The following is an 18,964-nucleotide window of genomic DNA, read 5'->3' on the forward strand; positions in this document are numbered from 1 at the left end:
GACGTCAGCGAACTTCTACGAAGTTCCATGACTAATTATTGAGCCTAAGGTCTCAATAATTCCAAGTGCTTGAAACAATTGTGTTTCAGGCACTTTTCTCACAGCGGAAAGTTTTGTATCCACTAAACTAATTAAAGAAAATAGAATCATATTTTTGAAGATTCAACTAGCTATTTTAGGTGATAAACAGTTTGCCTGCATTCTAAAAAACACTGATCTTGCGATCAGTGTTTTTTAGTCCTCTATATAAGAGGTATCATTCCATTTTTCTAAGTGATAGTGCTCAAAATCATCCGTTGTCAAAATCGTCACGCTGGCATTATCTAGTCCACCATTTTTGCGGAGTTCTCCTATTTCATAACCGAGCAAGGTTCGAATAGAAGCTGTCAAATTAGCTCCGTGTCCAACAATGAGAACGGTATTTAGCTCTTTTCCTTTCAGACTTTTTACAAAATCACAGGTACGTTTGGTTGTTTCATAAACAGATTCTGCATCAAAGATTTCATTTTGAAAACAAGCTAGGTTATGTCGAAACGCATCCATTTGTTGGGGATAGATGGCCGAAATGGTAGAAATTTTAGCTCCTTCTAATTTTCCCAAATTCCACTCACGAAGAGCAGGAGTTGGTAGCAATTTTAGAGGTGTCTCCAATTGATCGAGAATGATCTGTGCAGTATGGACTGTCCGTGGCAGATCACTTGCAAAAGCTGCATCAAAAGGGACAGTAGCTAGATGCTTTCCTAATTTTTCAAGCTGATGAATGGAGGCTGGTAATAGCGGAGAATCGCCATTTGATCCTTGAAAACGTCCTTCTTCATTCCATTCTGTCCGTCCGTGTCGAATAAAATATAGTTTCACAATCTTGTCTCCTTCTCTGTCTTTATTCCAAAATATCTGCAAAAGTCGCCTTTACGAAGTCTGCTAGAAGTTGTGGTTTGATTTGAATACTATGGCCAATTTCTCCAGCAGATACGATCATGGTTTCTAACTGAAGGGCTGATTCATCGATAAAAATAGGAAAAGAATGCTTTTGGCGAATGCCCACCGGATTATTGGCCCCATGAATATAACCCGTTGTTTTTTCAAGATCTTTTTGAGGAATCATAGCGATTTTCTTATTCCCTGATAATTTGGCTAACTTTTTCTCTGAAAGATGCTCTGTAATAGGAATGATCCCAATCACGGGCCCCGTTTTATCTCCTTTGAGAGCTAGGGTTTTGAAAATAGTAGAGCGATCAATTCCTTCTGGTAAGATCCCTTCTAAAGCGTTGATTTGTAAGCCTATGTGCTCAATTTTTGCTTTAGTCAAGATCTGCTCGACCAAGGTTTTCTTCACCTTATTTTTTTTTGCCATGGCTTTCTCCTTTTCTCTTTTTCTCTACAAAATCAGATTTCATTAGACCATTATAACATATAATAGCAGTGATATTGTCTAAGCCTCTAAACATAGAAAACAGCAGAAAAAGTGAAGATCACTTGATCTGCTGTTTTGAGGCTATGAGGAAGAGCCATCTTTTTGTACCTTGAATAGTTTCCGATAAATCGCTTCTTGGTCTTGCGTCGGAGCAATTTGATTGAGATCCAAGTAGTGTGAGAATCCATTTAATTGCCCTTGAGAGGTATATTGATGCAAGTCGTATTCCGTATTGGTATCTGGTGCAGCATTATAGTAGCCATCGTCAAATCCATAAGTAGGAATCCAAAGAGCCGTAAATTTATCAGTGGAGATACTATGTTCTTCCATGAAGTAGGTTCCGATATAGAGTCCAATATTTTTGGCACCCAAAGCTTGTAGTTTTGCTCGGAAAGCTTCAACACCTGCGTTCATATCCTTCATGGTTTTTTCCTCGACATCTAACCAATAGTAGGTCGGTTTGTAAGGAGAAGCAGCCTTGTAAAATTCTTCTGCTTCTTTTTCCATTTCTTTTTTATCCTTAGCAGCGACATAAGCATAGACCGCGACTGGGATATTTCGTTTTTGGAATTCTTGGATATGGGTTTTATAGGATTTATCCAGACCATTTAAGTGGGTTGCCGCATTTTCCTTTTTAGCTTGAGCCCCACTATGGACACGAACGATCACACCTCCCACATTTTGGGAGAGAACATCGTAGTCAATTTCACTAGGCAATTGCCAGCCAGAGATATCAATGATCGGGCGGCCAACCAGTTCTGGATTGATATCTTCTTCTTTTTTAGAAGAAGAGCTTGCAGTGGTTGTTTTTTTAGGTGTATTGGAGTTCGGAATGGTTTTGGTTGTTGCTTGTCGCTCTCTTACTTGCAGATCGGCAATCGTTCGTGAAAGAACGAGAAAAGAAATGATACCGATAAAAAAGACCAAGAGAACAACGGGTTTTATCCTTTTTCTCATACAAAATCATTTTACCGTAAATAAGACGAAAAGGCAAAACTTAATGCTTAAAAGATCACGATTTCAGCCATTATTTTCAAAAAAAAGGAATCTTTTCATCGAAAAAGGATAAAAATATATGAAAATAAGAAGAATGACTAGAATATTTCTCGAAAATTGAGAAGAAGCCGAATCTTTTCGGGCCTTTCCTTGGTTTTGCTTCTTAAAAATGATATAATGAAGGTTGAACATTAGGAATATGGTGAATTATGAAAATTGAAAAAAGACATCTTTTAAATTATTCCATCCTCATTCCCTATTTGATTTTATCCATCATTGGCTTGATTGTAGTCTATTCGACAACAAGTGCCTTGGCAATTCAAAGTGGAGTGAGTTCGATTCGGATGGTCCGGACACAGGGGCTCTTTTTCATCCTAAGTCTCCTAACCATCGCTTTGATTTATAAATTTAGCTTAAACTTCCTTCGAAATAAAAAAGTGCTGGCTTTTGTCATCTTTATTGAAGTGATTTTGTTGATTCTGTCCAGGTTTATCACAGATACGGTCAACGGTGCTCACGGTTGGTTGACGATCCCAGGAGGGTTTAGTATCCAGCCAGCAGAATACCTCAAGGTTATCTTAGTCTGGTATCTGGCTTTGATTTTTTCTAAGCGACAAGACGAAATCCGTGATTATGATTACCAAGCCTTGACGCACAATGAATGGATTCCAAGAAATTTAAACGATTGGCGTTGGCTGACCTTGATTTTGATTGGAATCGTTGTAATCATGCCGGACTTGGGAAATGCGACGATCTTGGCCTTAACGGTCTTGATCATGATTACGGCTAGTGGAGTGGGCTACCGTTGGTTTACCTCTTTACTTGGTTTAGTTGTTGGAGCATCCACCATTGTCCTTGGTTCCATTTGGATCATCGGTGTGGACCGTGTCGCTAAAATTCCTGTCTTTGGTTATGTAGCCAAACGGTTTAGTGCCTTTTTTAACCCCTTTAATGACTTGTCTGGTGCGGGTCACCAATTAGCCAATTCCTACTATGCCATGAGTAATGGTGGTTGGTTTGGCTTGGGACTTGGAAATTCCATTGAAAAACAAGGTTACTTACCAGAAGCTCACACAGACTTTGTGTTTGCGATTGTGATTGAAGAATTAGGTTTTGTTGGAGCTAGCTTGATTCTTGCTCTCTTATTCTTCTTAATTCTTCGGATCATTTTAGTCGGTATTCGAGCAAAGAATCCTTTTAATTCGATGATGGCCATTGGGATCGGTGGGATGATCTTGGTACAAACCTTCATTAACATTGGAGGAATTTCTGGTTTGATTCCGTCTACTGGAGTGACCTTCCCCTTCTTGTCTCAAGGAGGAAATAGTTTATGGGTCTTATCTGTAGCGATTGCTTTTGTCTTGAATATCGATGCTAGTGAAAAACGAGCCAAGATGGAACAAGAAGGTATGGTTTTTGAAGAAAGAAGTAAAATCAAACCTTATTATTAAAAGGGAATTGTTTAATGGCTATTCAAAAAGGAGAAAAAATGGTCTTACAAAAATTAGAGAACTTTAGAAATAAAGATATTGTTAAAGAAGAAGCCGAAATTTTAACCAATTTATTGGATGATATTACGAAAAATTTGGTTCGTCCAGAAACATTTGAAAAGATCTCACAATTGAAAGATCTATCGAAAACAAAGAATTATCGTGATTTGAACCAACTAGTGGAACAATTGACAAATGAAGAAATGACAGTCATTTCACGTTATTTTGCGATTTTACCACTCTTGATTAACATCTCAGAAGATGTCGATTTGGCCTATGAAATCAATCATTTGAATAATGTGGATGGCCAATACCTCGGAAAACTTTCTTCAACCATTAAAGAAGTTGCGAAGAATGAAGATGCGCAAGAAATTCTTGAAAATCTCAATATTGTACCGGTTTTGACAGCCCATCCAACTCAAGTGCAAAGAAAGACTATGCTGGATCTGACCAATCATATCCATGCTCTTCTTCGTCAACACCGGGATGTTAAAGCGGGATTGATTAATGAAAACAAGTGGTATAATAACCTTCGTTGTAATATTGAAATCATGATGCAAACGGATATGATCCGTGACAAAAAATTGAAGGTGACCAATGAGATCACCAACGTCATGGAATATTACAATAGCTCCTTCTTACAAGCTGTTCCAAACTTGATGTTGGAGTACAAACGCTTGGCAAAAGAGCATGGATTAGAACTCGAACAACCACGTCCGATTACAATGGGCATGTGGATTGGGGGAGACCGGGACGGAAATCCGTTTGTAACAGCCGAGACCTTGAAACGTTCAGCAACAATTCAAAGTGAAGTCATTTTGAACTATTACATCGAAAAGATTTCTAAATTATACCGTCATTTCTCACTTTCAACGAGTCTTTCTAAAACAAGTGAAGCAGTAGCTGAAATGGCAGCCCTATCAAGTGATACATCTGTTTTTCGTGAAAAAGAGCCATACCGTCGTGCTTTCCACTATATCCAGTCAAAATTGATCCAAACCTTGGTTAACTTAAAAGAATGGACGATGGTTGGGGAAACTAGAGAAGATCGTTATGCTGTCGAGAGGTTATTAGGAGCAAACGCTCATCAACAAGGGCCAGTTTCTGATTATATCGGCAATCGTATCTCTGGAGCTTTAAAGAAAATTTCTGAGAAAGAAGCTCCAGCTTATGCCTCTGCTCAAGAATTCAAAGAAGACCTTGAAAAGATCAAAGATTCTTTGTTAGAAAACAAATCAGAGTATTTAATTTCTGGTGAGTTTGCAGAACTTCTAGAAGCCATCGATGTTTTTGGATTCTATCTCGCCTCTATTGATATGCGCCAGGATTCTAGTGTGCATGAAGCCTGTGTAGCAGAATTATTGAAATCGGCAGGGATTAATGACCATTATTCTGATTTATCAGAGGATGAAAAGTGTCAGGTTCTCTTGAAAGAACTCTTAGAAGACCCACGAATTTTATCAGCTACCCATGCTGAAAAATCTGAACTGCTTGAAAAAGAACTAGCAATTTTCCAAACGGCTCGTGAATTGAAGGATCGTTTAGGAGAAGAAGTCATTCGTCAAAACATCATTTCACATGCAACAAGTGTATCAGATATGTTGGAATTGGCTGTGATGTTGAAAGAAGTGGGCTTAGTTGATACAGAAAAAGCTCGCGTGCAAATCGTACCTTTGTTTGAAACAATCGAAGATTTGGATCATTCAGAAGAAACTATGAGAAGCTACTTGTCTCTTCCAATTGCCAAACGTTGGATTGCTTCTAAGAACAACTACCAAGAAATTATGTTAGGTTACTCTGATTCCAACAAGGATGGTGGCTACTTGTCTTCTTGCTGGACCCTCTTTAAAGCCCAACAACAATTGACTGCTATCGGAGATGAGTTTGGAGTGAAGATTACCTTCTTCCATGGTCGTGGTGGTACGGTTGGTCGTGGTGGAGGTCCTACTTATGAAGCCATCACTTCTCAACCATTGAAATCCATTAATGACCGTATCCGCTTAACCGAGCAAGGGGAAGTGATTGGCAATAAATACGGGAACAAAGATGCCGCCTACTACAACCTTGAGATGCTTGTTTCTGCAACTATTAACCGCATGATTTCAGAACAAAAAAGTCCATTTTCTATGTTTGATCGTTTCGGGGAAGTCATGGATAAAGTCGTGAATCGCAGTTACGATATCTATCGTGATTTGGTCTTTGGAAATGAGCATTTCTATGATTACTTCTTTGAATCAAGTCCGATCAAAGCTATTTCTAGCTTTAATATTGGTTCGCGTCCAGCTGCCCGTAAGACTATTACAGAAATTGGTGGTTTGCGTGCCATTCCTTGGGTATTCTCTTGGTCACAAAGTCGGGTGATGTTTCCTGGTTGGTATGGAGTAGGTTCTAGCTTTAAGGAATTTATCGATGAGGATCCTGAGAATATTGAAACCCTTCGATATATGTATAAGAACTGGCCTTTCTTCCAATCTCTCTTGTCAAATGTGGACATGGTCTTATCCAAAGCCAACATGGATATTGCCTTTGAGTATGCGCAATTGTGTGAGGAAGAAGAAGTCCGCAATATCTATCAGATTATCTTACATGAATGGCAATTGACCAAGGATATCATCCTGATGATTGAGGAGCATGACGAATTGCTCGCGGAAAACCCTTATCTGAAAGAAAGTTTGGATTATCGGATGCCGTACTTTAACGTCTTGAACTATATTCAGTTAGAATTGATTCGACGTCAACGGACGGGACAACTATCAGCCGATCAAGACAAGCTAATCCATATCACCATCAATGGAGTGGCTACAGGATTACGAAATTCAGGTTAAAAAAAATCGGAACATTGTTCCGATTTTTTCTGCTCTGAAACGAAGTGATAGAAGATGTTTAACGAGTTTAAATTAAAGATTTCAAATGAGGATTTTCAAAGCTTGATCAGGATCTTTCAGCAAGAGGACAAAACAAAAGGAAAGAAGAGGAATAATTAAGAAAATATAGGTAAAAGGCTTGCAATTTTATCTAAAATTCGATAGAATAGTAAGGAAAGTTAGACTGTATTGCCTACTGTCTATCTATAAAATATATTTTATTGGAGGCTTTTACTCAAATGGCAAAAGAAAAATACGATCGTAGTAAACCGCACGTTAACATCGGTACAATCGGACACGTTGACCACGGTAAAACTACCCTAACTGCAGCAATCACAACTGTTTTGGCACGTCGCTTGCCTTCATCAGTTAACCAACCAAAAGACTATGCGTCTATCGATGCTGCTCCAGAAGAACGCGAACGCGGTATCACTATCAACACTGCACACGTTGAGTACGAAACTGCTAAACGTCACTACGCTCACATCGACGCTCCAGGACACGCGGACTATGTTAAAAACATGATCACTGGTGCCGCTCAAATGGACGGAGCTATCCTTGTAGTAGCTTCAACTGATGGACCAATGCCACAAACACGTGAACACATCCTTCTTTCACGTCAGGTTGGTGTTAAACACTTGATCGTCTTCATGAACAAAGTTGACTTGGTTGACGATGAAGAATTGCTTGAATTGGTTGAAATGGAAATCCGTGACCTTCTTTCAGAATACGATTTTCCAGGTGATGACCTTCCAGTTATCCAAGGTTCAGCTCTTAAAGCTCTTGAAGGTGACTCTAAATATGAAGACATCATCATGGAATTGATGGATACTGTTGATGAGTACATCCCAGAACCAGAACGCGATACCGACAAACCATTGCTTCTTCCAGTCGAAGACGTATTCTCAATCACTGGACGTGGTACAGTTGCTTCAGGTCGTATCGACCGTGGTGTTGTTCGTGTCAACGACGAAATCGAAATCGTTGGTATCAAAGAAAAAATCCAAAAAGCAGTTGTTACTGGTGTTGAAATGTTCCGTAAACAACTTGACGAAGGTCTTGCAGGGGATAACGTTGGTGTGCTTCTTCGTGGTATCCAACGTGATGAAATCGAACGTGGACAAGTTATCGCTAAACCAGGTTCAATCAACCCACACACTAAATTCAAAGGTGAAGTTTACATCCTTACTAAAGAAGAAGGTGGACGTCATACTCCATTCTTCAACAACTACCGTCCACAGTTCTACTTCCGTACAACTGACGTGACTGGATCTATCGAACTTCCAGCAGGAACTGAAATGGTAATGCCTGGTGATAACGTGACTATCGACGTTGAGTTGATCCACCCAATCGCCGTTGAACAAGGTACTACATTCTCAATCCGTGAAGGTGGACGTACTGTTGGTTCAGGTATGGTTACTGAAATCGAAGCTTAATTCGATCTAGTTCCCAGATTAACAATTATATAGACAGACAGAAAACCCCGTGAAGACGGGGTTTTTATTTTGGTAAAAAGTAAAATGAGCTTGTGCAACCTTTCATTATGACGAAATTTATGGTAAAATAGATAGTATAAAATTAGAAAAAAGAGGTATGTGAAATGTCACGTAAACCATTTATCGCTGGTAACTGGAAAATGAACAAAAATCCAGAAGAAGCAAAAGCATTCGTTGAAGCTGTAGCATCAAAACTTCCTTCAGCTGATCTTGTTGAAGCTGGCATCGCAGCTCCTGCAGTTGACTTGACAGCTGTACTTGCTGCTGCTAAAGGTTCAAACCTTAAAGTTGCTGCACAAAACACTTACTTTGAAAATGCTGGTGCCTTCACTGGTGAAACTAGCCCACAAGTTTTGAAAGAAATCGGTACTGACTACGTAGTTATCGGTCACTCAGAACGTCGTGACTACTTCCACGAAACTGATGAAGACATCAACAAAAAAGCAAAAGCAATCTTTGCGAACGGTATGCTTCCAATCATCTGTTGTGGTGAGTCTCTTGAAACTTACGAAGCTGGTAAAGCAGCAGAATTCGTAGGTGCTCAAGTTTCAGCTGCTCTTGCTGGATTGACTGCAGAACAAGTAGCTTCAACAGTAATCGCCTACGAACCAATCTGGGCTATCGGTACTGGTAAATCTGCTTCACAAGACGATGCACAAAAAATGTGTAAAGTTGTTCGTGACGTTGTAGCTGCTGACTTTGGTCAAGAAGTGGCTGACAAAGTACGTGTTCAATACGGTGGTTCAGTTAAACCTGAAAATGTTGCTGAATACATGGCTTGTCCAGACGTTGACGGAGCTCTTGTAGGTGGTGCATCACTTGAAGCTGAAAGCTTCTTGGCATTGCTTGACTTCGTTAAATAATGACATATAAAAGGCGAGAGGTTTCTCGTCTTTTTTATAGTAGAAAAGACCAGCTACAAAGCTGGTCTTTTGAGTTAGGAACGTCCTAAAAGTTTCTTAATAAGAGAAATCATTTTGTATTTAAGAGGACGGGGATAATAACGGAAGGTTCCCATCTTACGAACGATGTAGCCATTAAAGTTCTGTTTGAAACGAAGCACACCATCTGACCCGTCAAAGATCCCTTGAATGCCTAGGAAGTTGTATCTTGTTATCCCACGTTTGATGGTTTCAAGCATCATATATTCCTGGAGAACAGCAGGAGCATAAAATTTATTAAATTCTGTATAAGAGCCACTGAATAAATAGGTGGATTCTTGCGGCATATAAACGAAGAGGCTACCTGCAAGAATGACATCTTGGTCTCCATATTTTTCAATATATTCTTTTGCTTCCTTCTTTCTCACTTCAAAGGTATCAAACTGGCTGGAGAATTCACGAAGTTGATTTTGTTTTTTCTCTGAATTGGGGTTGACTTCTAGTTCCTTCTGTAATTTCTCAATCTTCTGTGCTAGTTTCGCTTGGTCTTTTTCAAGATTCGTATAGTAGTGGTGGAAGTTCAGCGTTGCGATCATGAAATCTGCTTTGTCGCCAAAATTATCATAGAAGGTTTGGTAATAATCTAAGGTCTTATCCTGATAGTCTCGTCGGTCACTGGTAGAAGAAGTAATATCCTTAAAGAGTTGTAGTTCATCCCGGTTTAATCGTTTCAGTTCAATACCAAACGATTTCGCTTTCTTAACAAGCGGCTTTCCTTTTTTGCTGAAACTCTTGAGAAGATTTTTTTCGGTAATGCCTTCCATATCTTTCACATAGTGCCAGATAGGTTCTCCTCCAGGATAACCTGTTGTTAAACCATCATGCTGATAGCCCAAGTTTTTAAGGGTATCCATAAAATGAGTTTGTTCTTCACTGGTTGGATTGCCGTCACTGTCAAAGGTTTGATAGGTATCATAGGGCTTGATGACGAGTTCAATAGCGCCATTGTCTTTCGCATAGTCTTTTAAAGCTGCATAGAAGGGTTCCAGCATAGCTTCCTCTTGGTAGAGGGGCCCTGAATTGATTTCCATATGGAGACCACCTGTCATGGGAAGACTATACAAGATCGCAGCCACTTGGACTTGATCATCTTCCTTCCAAGCGATAAATTGAACGGTGTTCCCTCGCTCTACAAGCAGATCTGCCATCTCTGCAGACTGGATGAAAGAGCGATGGGAGACGGTATTTGCAAATGAGGTAAATTCTTCTTTTGAAATTGTCGTAAGAGTCATGTAACTTATTTACTCCTTAATTTTTTCCGGATCTTGTAAGCTGTGTTTACAAGTGGATAAAGTCGACTTGTTGGAAGGTTGAATTCGCCAACAAATTCTTCAATGATAGGATTAAACTTAGATTTAAAATGATAGAGTCCACCATCTAGTGAATTTTCAATGCCTCCCATATTTTGCCAAGAAGCACCACGGTCGAAAGCGTGTTGGGCAGTTTCATACCAGGTGAGGATAGCAGGTTGGTAACGGCGGAATTCTTCATCCATCCCTGCATAAACATTTTCAGACGTCCCACCGAATTCAAGGGTTAAGGTCCCGGATAAAGGAACGACCTGTCTACCTTCTTGGAGATGCTGCTCAAGAAATTGCAGTTCTTCCTCTATCCGCTCTTTTTCTTTTTGGTTGTTCTCAACCTTGCCAGGCTTTGTTTTTTCTGTGAATTTTTCAGCCTCTGCCTTGTTTTTTTCAAGATCTTTTATAAGGGAGCTTTTCCTTTTCTCGAGATCTAGAGTAGACAAAGTAATGTAGGATTGTCCTTGGTAGGTTGTGAGTAGTTTTTCGTAGTAGTCTTTTCCACGTAAATGAATGCTTTTACGAGCCTCAGTCTTTTTCATGAGAGAAGCAAAGTCCTCTAACAATTCAGTCCCGCCAAATTGGACTTGGATCCCTTTGTTTCGAGCAGTTCGGATGGCTTGTCGAGTAGATTTTGAAAGATCTTGCTCAGTGAAAAACTCTTTGTGGATATTCGCTTGAAAGCGTGGTTGGATATTTTCTGCCATATCACTGGTTCGGCAAGTCCATTCAATCCCTTCTTTAGTTAAGGTGTCGATGACCGCTTGTACATCAGTGGTTTCCGTATTTTCTTGTCCAATCAAGTGTTTACTCAAGAAAAGACTTGGATCAAACTTCACAAATAAGGCCTTGTATTGTTTGGCTATCTTTTTAAGGGACTGGATCACATATGAAACCAGCTCCTTGTTTTGGTAATCCATGATTGGGCCTCGAGGAATGTAGAGCATGGAAAAGCCAAGTGGCAGGGGTTGAATCAAGATGCTTGCAACAGCGACTAATTGGTCTTCTTGATAAAAACCAACCCGTTCATTTCCCCAATTATCTTTGATTTTTGCCCATGAGCTGCTTTGTAAGAGATTGGTTTGGTCACTCTGAATAACAAAGTCGTCATGCTCACTGGCAGAAATTCCTAGCTGGTAATGGTACATTTCTTATAATACCCACTTTCTAATGGCGTATGCAACGCCAGATTCATCATTTGATTTGGTAATAGTTGTAGCAATTTTTTTAAGAGCTGGATTGCCATTTCCCATAACGACAGCATGTCCCACGACTTCTAGCATGGAACGGTCATTTTCCTCATCTCCGATGGCCATGGTTTCTTCTTGCTGGATTCCAAGTCGTTCAGCTAGATGAAGAAGGGCAGCTCCCTTATTGGTTGTTTTCCCTAGAATTTCTAAATAAAAAGGAGCTGATTTGACCATCGTGAAGCGATCCTTAAATTCTTTAGGGATTTTTGCAATCGCATCATCCAGAATGTCTGGTTCATCGATATACATGGCCTTGACAAATTCTTTCTCACGAACTTCTTCAGGCGTCCGGTAATAAACGGGCATGTTGACCAGTTGAGATTCATGAATGGTGTAGCGTCCGATATCTCGATTGCTGGTATAGATGCCGTCTTTAGTAATAGCATGAGAGTGGATTTTGAGTTTGTTAGCAAGAGACTCGATATCGAGATAGTCCTCATAATCTAAAAGGTCTTTGATGAGTTCTTTTCCAGTAGCAGTTTCTTGCACCAGACCGCCATTAAAGGTAATGACATAGTCTCCAGGATCCATCAAATGGAGTTCTTTTAAAAGTTTTGAGACCCCTGCGATAGGACGACCGGTTGTGATCACGATTTTAACGCCTGCGGCTTTAGCGTCTTGAATGGCTTCAAATACAGAAGGTGTGATTTCTTTTTTTGAATTGAGAAGTGTACCGTCGATATCGATCGCAACTAATTTAATGGACATCCGTCTCTCCTGTAAAATAATCATTGGTGATATAGGAAGTGAATTCCTCTACTTGCTTACTGAAAAGTCCATTAACCTCCAGCATTTCTTTTGGGAAATAGAAGCGGTTGTCCCCATAGCGAGTTCCTGCTAAAGCAGCGACGAGTGGAGACAACTGAGACAATTCTGCGAGACTCCCATCTTTTCGGATCATTTCGATCTGGGTACGCGGTTTTTCAAGCTCAGGTCGATAAATATCGTAGGGCAGGTCGAAATTTTGATGAATAGCTGTGTAGTAGGTTGGATTAAACCCAACCTCTTTAATCAAATTTTCAAGGATTGCTAAGTCTTTTCGCTTATCTTCTGTAAATAGAATCGATTTAAAAACTTTCCGATTAATATAGCGCTGAGCAAGATCAGATAAGATGGTATCCGGACTATCCATCCAGACTTGGAAATAGGTATTCATCACACCGTCATCTAGATTTAGGTAGTCTTGGATGGTGACCTCTTCTTCAAAAAATGGAATCAAGCGAGGTGAAGTCAGTTGAAAATACTCTTTCTGATCTGGATAAATGGTTCTAGCGCGTTTGAGTAGATTTTGAAGGAGGACTTCCATGGCACGAGTAGCTGGGTGGAAGTAGACCTGCATATACATTTGGTAACGGCTGACCACATAATCCTCGACAGCGTGCATACCATTTTGTTGGAAGGCAATACCATTTTCAATCGGTCGAATGACGCGCAAAATACGGGTCAAGTCAAATTTTCCATAGGAAGCACCCGTAAAGTAGGCATCCCGCAGTAAATAATCCATTCGGTCCACATCAATCTGACTAGAAATTAATTGCACCACTTGTTTATTGGGATAGGTATGATCAATGACGCTAGCTACACGATTTGGGAAATCAGGTGCTACCTGTAAGAGGATCTGATTGACCTCCGTCTCTGGACTGGTGATGATCAGCTGGGTCATTTTTTCATGATCGGTCCCAAAGAGTCCTTCGAAGGTATGGGAATAGGCACCATGTCCAATGTCATGAAGAAGGGCAGCTGTCATGGTCAGTAAGTTTTCATCAGAATTCCATTGCTCTGCATACTTTTCCTCAAAAATGGACAGAATGCGTCTTGAAATTTCATAGGCGCCAAGACAGTGAGAAAAACGACTATGCTCCCCACCGTGGAAGGTAAAACCAGATGTCCCCAGTTGTTTGATGCGGCGTAGTCGTTGAAATTCTTTACTATTAATTAATTGATAAATGATGGGATGATCCACATGAACGTAATCATGCACGGGATCGCGAAAGACTTTTTCATTCATGGGTCTATTATAGCAAAAAAAAGCCTATTTTGCGATCTAGAGGCTAATAGGGGCAGTCAAAATGCGTAAAATTTGATAGAATAGTAAGGCAAGAAAAGAAGAGAAGGAGACAAAGATGCAGATTCGCATTCAAAATACCATTCGATTTGGAGAAGAAATGGAAATCGTTGATCAGTACTATCAAGGTGAATGGAAGGAAAAAGCAGGTTTTCAATATCTCTTGTATACCAATGAAGAAGATGAAAAGGTTGCTTTGAAATTTTCCAATGATGAATTGGTCATGACACGATTCTCAAGTCCTAAATCCATCATGCGTTTCTACAAAAATGAAGATGGTGGGGCAATCATCCCAACTCCGATGGGCATTCAGCAGTTTTTGATTACAACAGACCTCTTTCAATTAGAAGCAGGTCATTTGCAAGTCTCTTATCGCTTGTTAACTATCGATGGAGAACAGGAATTTGCTAATTATCAATTACTGGTGGAATGGGAAGAATAGACCTCATTAAATTATTAGAGATCCCGCTTGCTTTATTCTATAAAAATGGTATAATAAAACCACTCAAGGGAGTAGCTGGCGGTTTTCCGCGATAGTGTCGTCATTACGAATTATTTCCGGCACTATATTAAACAGCGAGACTTGTTTTTTTAAAAAACAGGTCTCTTTTTTTGTAAAAAGAGGCCAAAAAGGAGGAGACTGTTTTGTCAAAAGAACAAAATAAAGATTTGTTTTACACGCAATCTTCTGAGGAAGTCCTAAAGAACTTGGACTCATCTGTCGAAGGTTTGTCAACCGCCCAGGCTCAAGAACGCTTAGCGAATTATGGTCGTAATGAGTTGGAAGAGGGTGAAAAACGTAGCCTACTAGCTAAATTCCTTGATCAATTTAAGGATTTGATGATTATCATCTTGCTTGTGGCAGCGGCACTTTCTGTGATTACAGAAGGAATGGACGGTCTAACGGATGCCATTATCATCTTGGCCGTTGTTGTCTTGAATGCTGCCTTTGGGGTTTACCAAGAAGGGCAAGCAGAAGCAGCCATTGAAGCTCTGAAAAATATGTCTAGCCCGATGGCTCGTGTTCGTCGTGATGGTCATGTGATTGAGATTGACTCAAAAGAATTGGTACCTGGTGACATCGTCTTGCTTGAAGCGGGAGATGTCGTGCCTGCAGATATGCGTTTGTTTGAAGCAGCTTCCCTTAAAATTGAAGAAGCAGCTCTTACAGGGGAGTCTGTGCCAGTTGAAAAAGATGTGACAGGACTTGTTGAAGCAGATGCTGGTATCGGGGATCGTGTTAACATGGGTTACCAAAACTCAAATGTAACTTATGGTCGTGGGATTGGTGTCGTAACAAACACTGGTATGTATACAGAAGTTGGTAAGATTGCAGATATGTTGGCTAATGCCGATGAGACTGAAACACCATTGAAGCAAAGCTTGGAACAATTATCTAAAGCCTTGACTTACTTAATCGTTGTGATTGCGGTCATTACTTTCTTGGTTGGTGTCTTCGTTCGTGGTGAACATCCGTTGGAAGGCTTGATGGTTGCGGTAGCCCTTGCGGTTGCGGCGATTCCAGAAGGTCTTCCTGCCATTGTAACCATCGTTCTCTCTTTGGGAACGACAACCCTTGCTAAACGCAATTCAATCGTTCGTAAATTGCCAGCCGTTGAAACACTTGGTTCAACAGAAATCATCGCATCTGATAAAACAGGTACCTTGACCATGAACCAAATGACAGTTGAGAAGGTTTATACCAACGGTCAATTGCAAAGCTCTGCAGCTGATATTGTTGCTAGCAACAATACCCTTCGTATCATGAACTTTGCCAATGACACTAAAGTGGACCCATCTGGCAAGCTGATTGGTGATCCAACGGAGACAGCTCTTGTACAGTTTGGCTTGGACCACAACTTTGACGTTCGTGAAGTCTTGAAGGATGAGCCTCGTGTGGCTGAATTGCCATTTGACTCAGACCGTAAGCTCATGTCTACCATTCATAAGGAAGCTGACGGTTCTTACTTTATCGCTGTCAAGGGGGCACCTGACCAATTGCTCAAACGTGTGACGCGTATTGAAGTCAATGGAGAAGTTCGCCCTATCACAGAAGAAGACAAACAAGCTATCCTTGCTACCAACAAAGACTTGGCCAAACAAGCCCTTCGTGTCTTGATGATGGCTTATAAGACAAGCAACGAAATTCCAACCTTGGAATCTGAAATCGTTGAGTCTGACCTCATCTTCTCAGGTTTGGTCGGCATGATTGACCCTGAGCGTCCAGAAGCAGCTGAAGCTGTTCGTATCGCTAAAGAAGCAGGTATCCGTCCAATCATGATCACGGGTGACCACCAAGATACAGCAGAAGCTATTGCTAAACGTCTTGGAATCATTGATCCAAATGATACCGAAGACCATGTCTTCACTGGAGCTGAGTTGAACGAACTTTCTGATGAAGAATTCCAAAAAGTCTTCAAGCAGTACTCTGTTTACGCTCGTGTATCACCAGAACACAAGGTTCGGATCGTGAAAGCCTGGCAAAAAGAAGGAAAGGTCGTTGCCATGACTGGTGACGGGGTTAATGATGCGCCATCACTTAAGACAGCTGATATCGGTATCGGTATGGGGATTACTGGTACGGAGGTTTCTAAGGGTGCCTCTGACATGGTCCTTGCCGATGATAACTTCGCCACTATTATCGTAGCGGTAGAAGAAGGACGTAAGGTCTTCTCCAATATCCAAAAATCCATCCAATACCTCTTGTCTGCCAATATGGCTGAGGTCTTTACCATCTTCTTTGCAACCCTCTTTGGTTGGGACGTTCTTCAACCAGTGCATCTATTATGGATTAACTTGGTAACGGACACTCTCCCAGCTATCGCTCTTGGCGTTGAACCAGCTGAACCAGGTGTCATGACCCACAAACCTCGTGGACGCAAGTCCAACTTCTTTGACGGTGGGGTCTTTGGAGCTATCCTTTATCAAGGAATCTTCCAAACTATCTTGGTACTTGGCGTTTACGGATGGGCGATTCTCTTCCCAGAGCACCGAGGTCATGCTGAAATTCATGCAGATGCTCTGACGATGGCCTTTGCGACTCTCGGTTTGATCCAATTACTCCATGCTTTTAACGTGAAATCAGTTTACCAATCGATCTTTAAAGTGGGACTTTTCAAGAACAAGACCTTTAACTGGTCTATTCCAGTTGCCTTTATTCTTTTAATGGCGACCATTATGGTACCTGGATTTAACAAGCTATTCCATGTTTCAAATTTGAGTTTGACGCAATGGTTGGTGGTTGCTGTAGGTGCAATTATGATTGTGGTCCTTGTTGAGATTGTCAAAGCTGTTCAACGTGCGCTTGGTAAAGATAAAAACGCGATTTAAGCATAAAAAGTCATCTTCGGATGGCTTTTTTATCTGACAGAAAATGACTAGGCATATTTCTTGAGGCAAGAGTTGATTTTTGATAAACTAGTCAACAGTTTGAAGAAAGGAAACTTAGTTATGAAAAAGTTTTTTGCTGAAGTAATCGGCACATTTATGCTTGTCTTTATCGGGACTGGCGCAGTTGTTTTTGGAAATGGAACAGAAGGTCTGGGACATTTAGGAATTGCCTTGGCATTCGGTTTATCCATTGTTGCAGCAGCTTACTCAATTGGGACTGTTTCTGGTGCCCACTTGAACCCGGCTGTTTCGATTGCCATGTTTGTGAACAAACGCTTGTCTTCAAAGGACTTGGTTAATTATATTGCAGCGCAAGTAGTGGGGGCGGTTCTCGCATCTGCAACAGTACTCTTCCTCTTGTCAAATTCAGGTATGTCAACAGCTAGTCTTGGTGAAAATGCCCTAGCGAAGGGTGTGACTCCATTTGGCGGATTCTTGTTTGAAGTAATTGCTTCCTTTATCTTTATTTTGGTCATCATGACAGTGACATCAGCTAGCAAAGGTAATGGGAAAATCGCTGGCCTTGTGATCGGTTTGAGCTTGACTTTGATTATTCTTGTTGGTTTGAACATTACAGGACTTTCTGTTAACCCAGCTCGTAGTTTGGCACCTGCCCTTTTTGTTGGTGGTGCAGCCCTTCAACAAATTTGGATCTTTATCTTGGCTCCAATTGTCGGTGGTGTTCTGGCTGCAATCGTTGCAAAAAATCTCTTGGATACAGAAGAGTAAAAAAAATTGGTCCCAGAGGGACCAATTTTTTTATAGTTCAAGGATCGTCATGGCTTGAGAAAATTCATGAGCGAGCTGTTTTTTCTTGTATGCTTTAAATTTGGGGAGGTCTTTGATTCTGCGATAGCGTTTGTAGGGATCGTATCGTTTTGGAAAATCATATTCAGGAAAAGCTTCGAAAAATTGTTTGCAAAGCTCCCATTCTCGGACATAGCCTAAAGGTCTAGCATGATAGGTGATGGTGTCAATCGTTGTTGCTGGCATTCGGTGGTGGCTATGACCAAAAATCACTTCTCTGACAGGATATTGTCTAAAGAGCTCATGAAAGGATTGGCTTCCTAGAAAAGCATTAAAGCGTTCAAAATAAGGGTGGCGCAGGAGAAACTGACTATGAGGAACAAAGTGCATGGCGATGATCAAGGGTTGATCCACTTGCATGAGTTCTGTTTCGAGCTCTTGCAACAGACGTTGGGTAATGGCTGGATCAGATCCCATTCGTTGGAGGCGTCTGTCAAACCAAAATAGATTTTTGGTTTGGAGATGTTTTTGGGGAGAGATAGTAGGAACAAAGCTGTAGTCATACCAGCCCGAAAAGGCAAGAAGCGTATGATTGGAGAAGGAAATCTTTTGAAATTCAAAAGGTCTTATGGTTTCTTCTGATAGGCCAAGCATATCATGATTTCCCAAGCTAAAGGTCACTGGAAGGTGACATTGAAGTTGGTCTAAAAATTCCTGTGATGTCCTTTCAAAGCCGTTGGCAATATCTCCTGCAATATGGAGATGTTGAATGTTTTGTTGCAGGAAAAGAGTGATCAGGGTCTCTATTTCTTCTTTGCCGAAGTTGTTCGAATCAATATGTAAATCGGACATAAAAGCTACTGTTGTCATGCTACCAGTCTAGCATAAGAGGATCTTTTTTTCTAACAATTAGGTTACAAAGAAATAGAAAAATACTGAAAAAAAGCTGGGTTAGTTGTGGTAAACTAGCAGATCCAATATTGGAAGGTGGGAAAATAGTGAAGGTTATG

15 protein-coding genes are annotated in these 18,964 nt (G+C 40.7%); 7 read left to right on the forward strand and 8 right to left on the reverse strand.

All coding sequences use genetic code 11. The features are described 5' to 3' along the window. Positions 1–234 precede the first annotated feature (234 nt). The 3 genes from ADI76_RS02775 to ADI76_RS02785 form a co-directional block, all read right to left on the reverse strand. Positions 235–858, reverse strand: a complete 624-nt coding sequence (locus ADI76_RS02775; RefSeq protein WP_049514624.1) for a histidine phosphatase family protein — start codon at positions 856–858, stop codon at positions 235–237. Positions 859–880: 22 nt separating this feature from the next. Further along, positions 881–1,354, reverse strand: coding sequence for an aminoacyl-tRNA deacylase (locus tag ADI76_RS02780; RefSeq protein WP_023918663.1), 474 nt, complete (start codon positions 1,352–1,354; stop codon positions 881–883). A gap of 141 nt (positions 1,355–1,495) precedes the next feature. Next, positions 1,496–2,371: a GH25 family lysozyme gene (locus ADI76_RS02785; RefSeq protein WP_049514626.1), complete on the reverse strand. Its 876-nt coding sequence runs from the start codon at positions 2,369–2,371 to the stop codon at positions 1,496–1,498. A gap of 248 nt (positions 2,372–2,619) precedes the next feature. On the opposite strand from ADI76_RS02785, the gene ftsW reads away from it, so the two are divergent. From ftsW to tpiA, 4 genes are all read left to right on the forward strand, one after another. Continuing rightward, complete coding sequence (ftsW, locus tag ADI76_RS02790) at positions 2,620–3,861, forward strand: cell division peptidoglycan polymerase FtsW (protein WP_049514629.1); 1,242 nt, start codon at positions 2,620–2,622, stop codon at positions 3,859–3,861. Between the two features lie 38 nt (positions 3,862–3,899). After that, the gene (gene ppc / locus ADI76_RS02795; RefSeq protein ID WP_049514688.1) at positions 3,900–6,725 is read left to right on the forward strand and encodes a phosphoenolpyruvate carboxylase; all 2,826 of its coding nucleotides are present in this window, start codon (positions 3,900–3,902) and stop codon (positions 6,723–6,725) included. A 278-nt stretch (positions 6,726–7,003) separates the two neighbouring features. Continuing rightward, positions 7,004–8,200 carry an elongation factor Tu gene (gene tuf, locus ADI76_RS02800; RefSeq protein WP_031574016.1) on the forward strand — a complete coding sequence of 399 codons (1,197 nt, stop codon included), beginning with the start codon at positions 7,004–7,006 and terminating at the stop codon, positions 8,198–8,200. A gap of 164 nt (positions 8,201–8,364) precedes the next feature. Continuing rightward, positions 8,365–9,123, forward strand: coding sequence for a triose-phosphate isomerase (gene tpiA, locus ADI76_RS02805; RefSeq protein WP_049514632.1), 759 nt, complete (start codon positions 8,365–8,367; stop codon positions 9,121–9,123). A gap of 74 nt (positions 9,124–9,197) precedes the next feature. Here the strand turns inward: tpiA and ADI76_RS02810 are convergent, their stop codons facing one another. From ADI76_RS02810 to ADI76_RS02825, 4 genes are read right to left on the reverse strand one after another with little or no spacing between them, the layout of a single operon-like run. Further along, positions 9,198–10,433, reverse strand: coding sequence for an aminoacyltransferase (locus ADI76_RS02810; protein WP_049514634.1), 1,236 nt, complete (start codon positions 10,431–10,433; stop codon positions 9,198–9,200). Between the two features lie 5 nt (positions 10,434–10,438). After that, complete coding sequence (locus ADI76_RS02815) at positions 10,439–11,650, reverse strand: aminoacyltransferase (protein ID WP_049514636.1); 1,212 nt, start codon at positions 11,648–11,650, stop codon at positions 10,439–10,441. Between the two features lie 3 nt (positions 11,651–11,653). Next, complete coding sequence (yidA, locus tag ADI76_RS02820; protein ID WP_049514638.1) at positions 11,654–12,460, reverse strand: sugar-phosphatase; 807 nt, start codon at positions 12,458–12,460, stop codon at positions 11,654–11,656. Further along, positions 12,450–13,760 carry an HD domain-containing protein gene (locus ADI76_RS02825; protein WP_049514641.1) on the reverse strand — a complete coding sequence of 437 codons (1,311 nt, stop codon included), beginning with the start codon at positions 13,758–13,760 and terminating at the stop codon, positions 12,450–12,452. Before ADI76_RS02825 ends, yidA begins: the two co-directional genes overlap by 11 nt. Before the next feature lie 115 nt (positions 13,761–13,875). On the opposite strand from ADI76_RS02825, the gene ADI76_RS02830 reads away from it, so the two are divergent. The 3 genes from ADI76_RS02830 to ADI76_RS02840 all read left to right on the forward strand — a co-directional run bounded on the left by ADI76_RS02830 (position 13,876) and on the right by ADI76_RS02840 (position 17,936). Continuing rightward, complete coding sequence (locus tag ADI76_RS02830) at positions 13,876–14,259, forward strand: DUF1934 domain-containing protein (protein WP_049514644.1); 384 nt, start codon at positions 13,876–13,878, stop codon at positions 14,257–14,259. A 203-nt stretch (positions 14,260–14,462) separates the two neighbouring features. After that, positions 14,463–17,147, forward strand: a complete 2,685-nt coding sequence (locus tag ADI76_RS02835; protein WP_049514646.1) for a calcium-translocating P-type ATPase, PMCA-type — start codon at positions 14,463–14,465, stop codon at positions 17,145–17,147. A 120-nt stretch (positions 17,148–17,267) separates the two neighbouring features. Next, entirely contained in the window at positions 17,268–17,936 is a 669-nt protein-coding gene (locus ADI76_RS02840; protein WP_049514648.1) for an MIP/aquaporin family protein, read from the forward strand. 30 nt (positions 17,937–17,966) lie between these two features. On the opposite strand, the gene ADI76_RS02845 is transcribed toward ADI76_RS02840, so the two are convergent. Further along, positions 17,967–18,824: a metallophosphoesterase gene (locus tag ADI76_RS02845; protein WP_049514651.1), complete on the reverse strand. Its 858-nt coding sequence runs from the start codon at positions 18,822–18,824 to the stop codon at positions 17,967–17,969. Positions 18,825–18,964: the final 140 nt, after the last annotated feature.

It is taken from the genome of Streptococcus parasanguinis, from assembly GCF_001074805.1.
Lineage (GTDB): Bacteria > Bacillota > Bacilli > Lactobacillales > Streptococcaceae > Streptococcus > Streptococcus parasanguinis_A.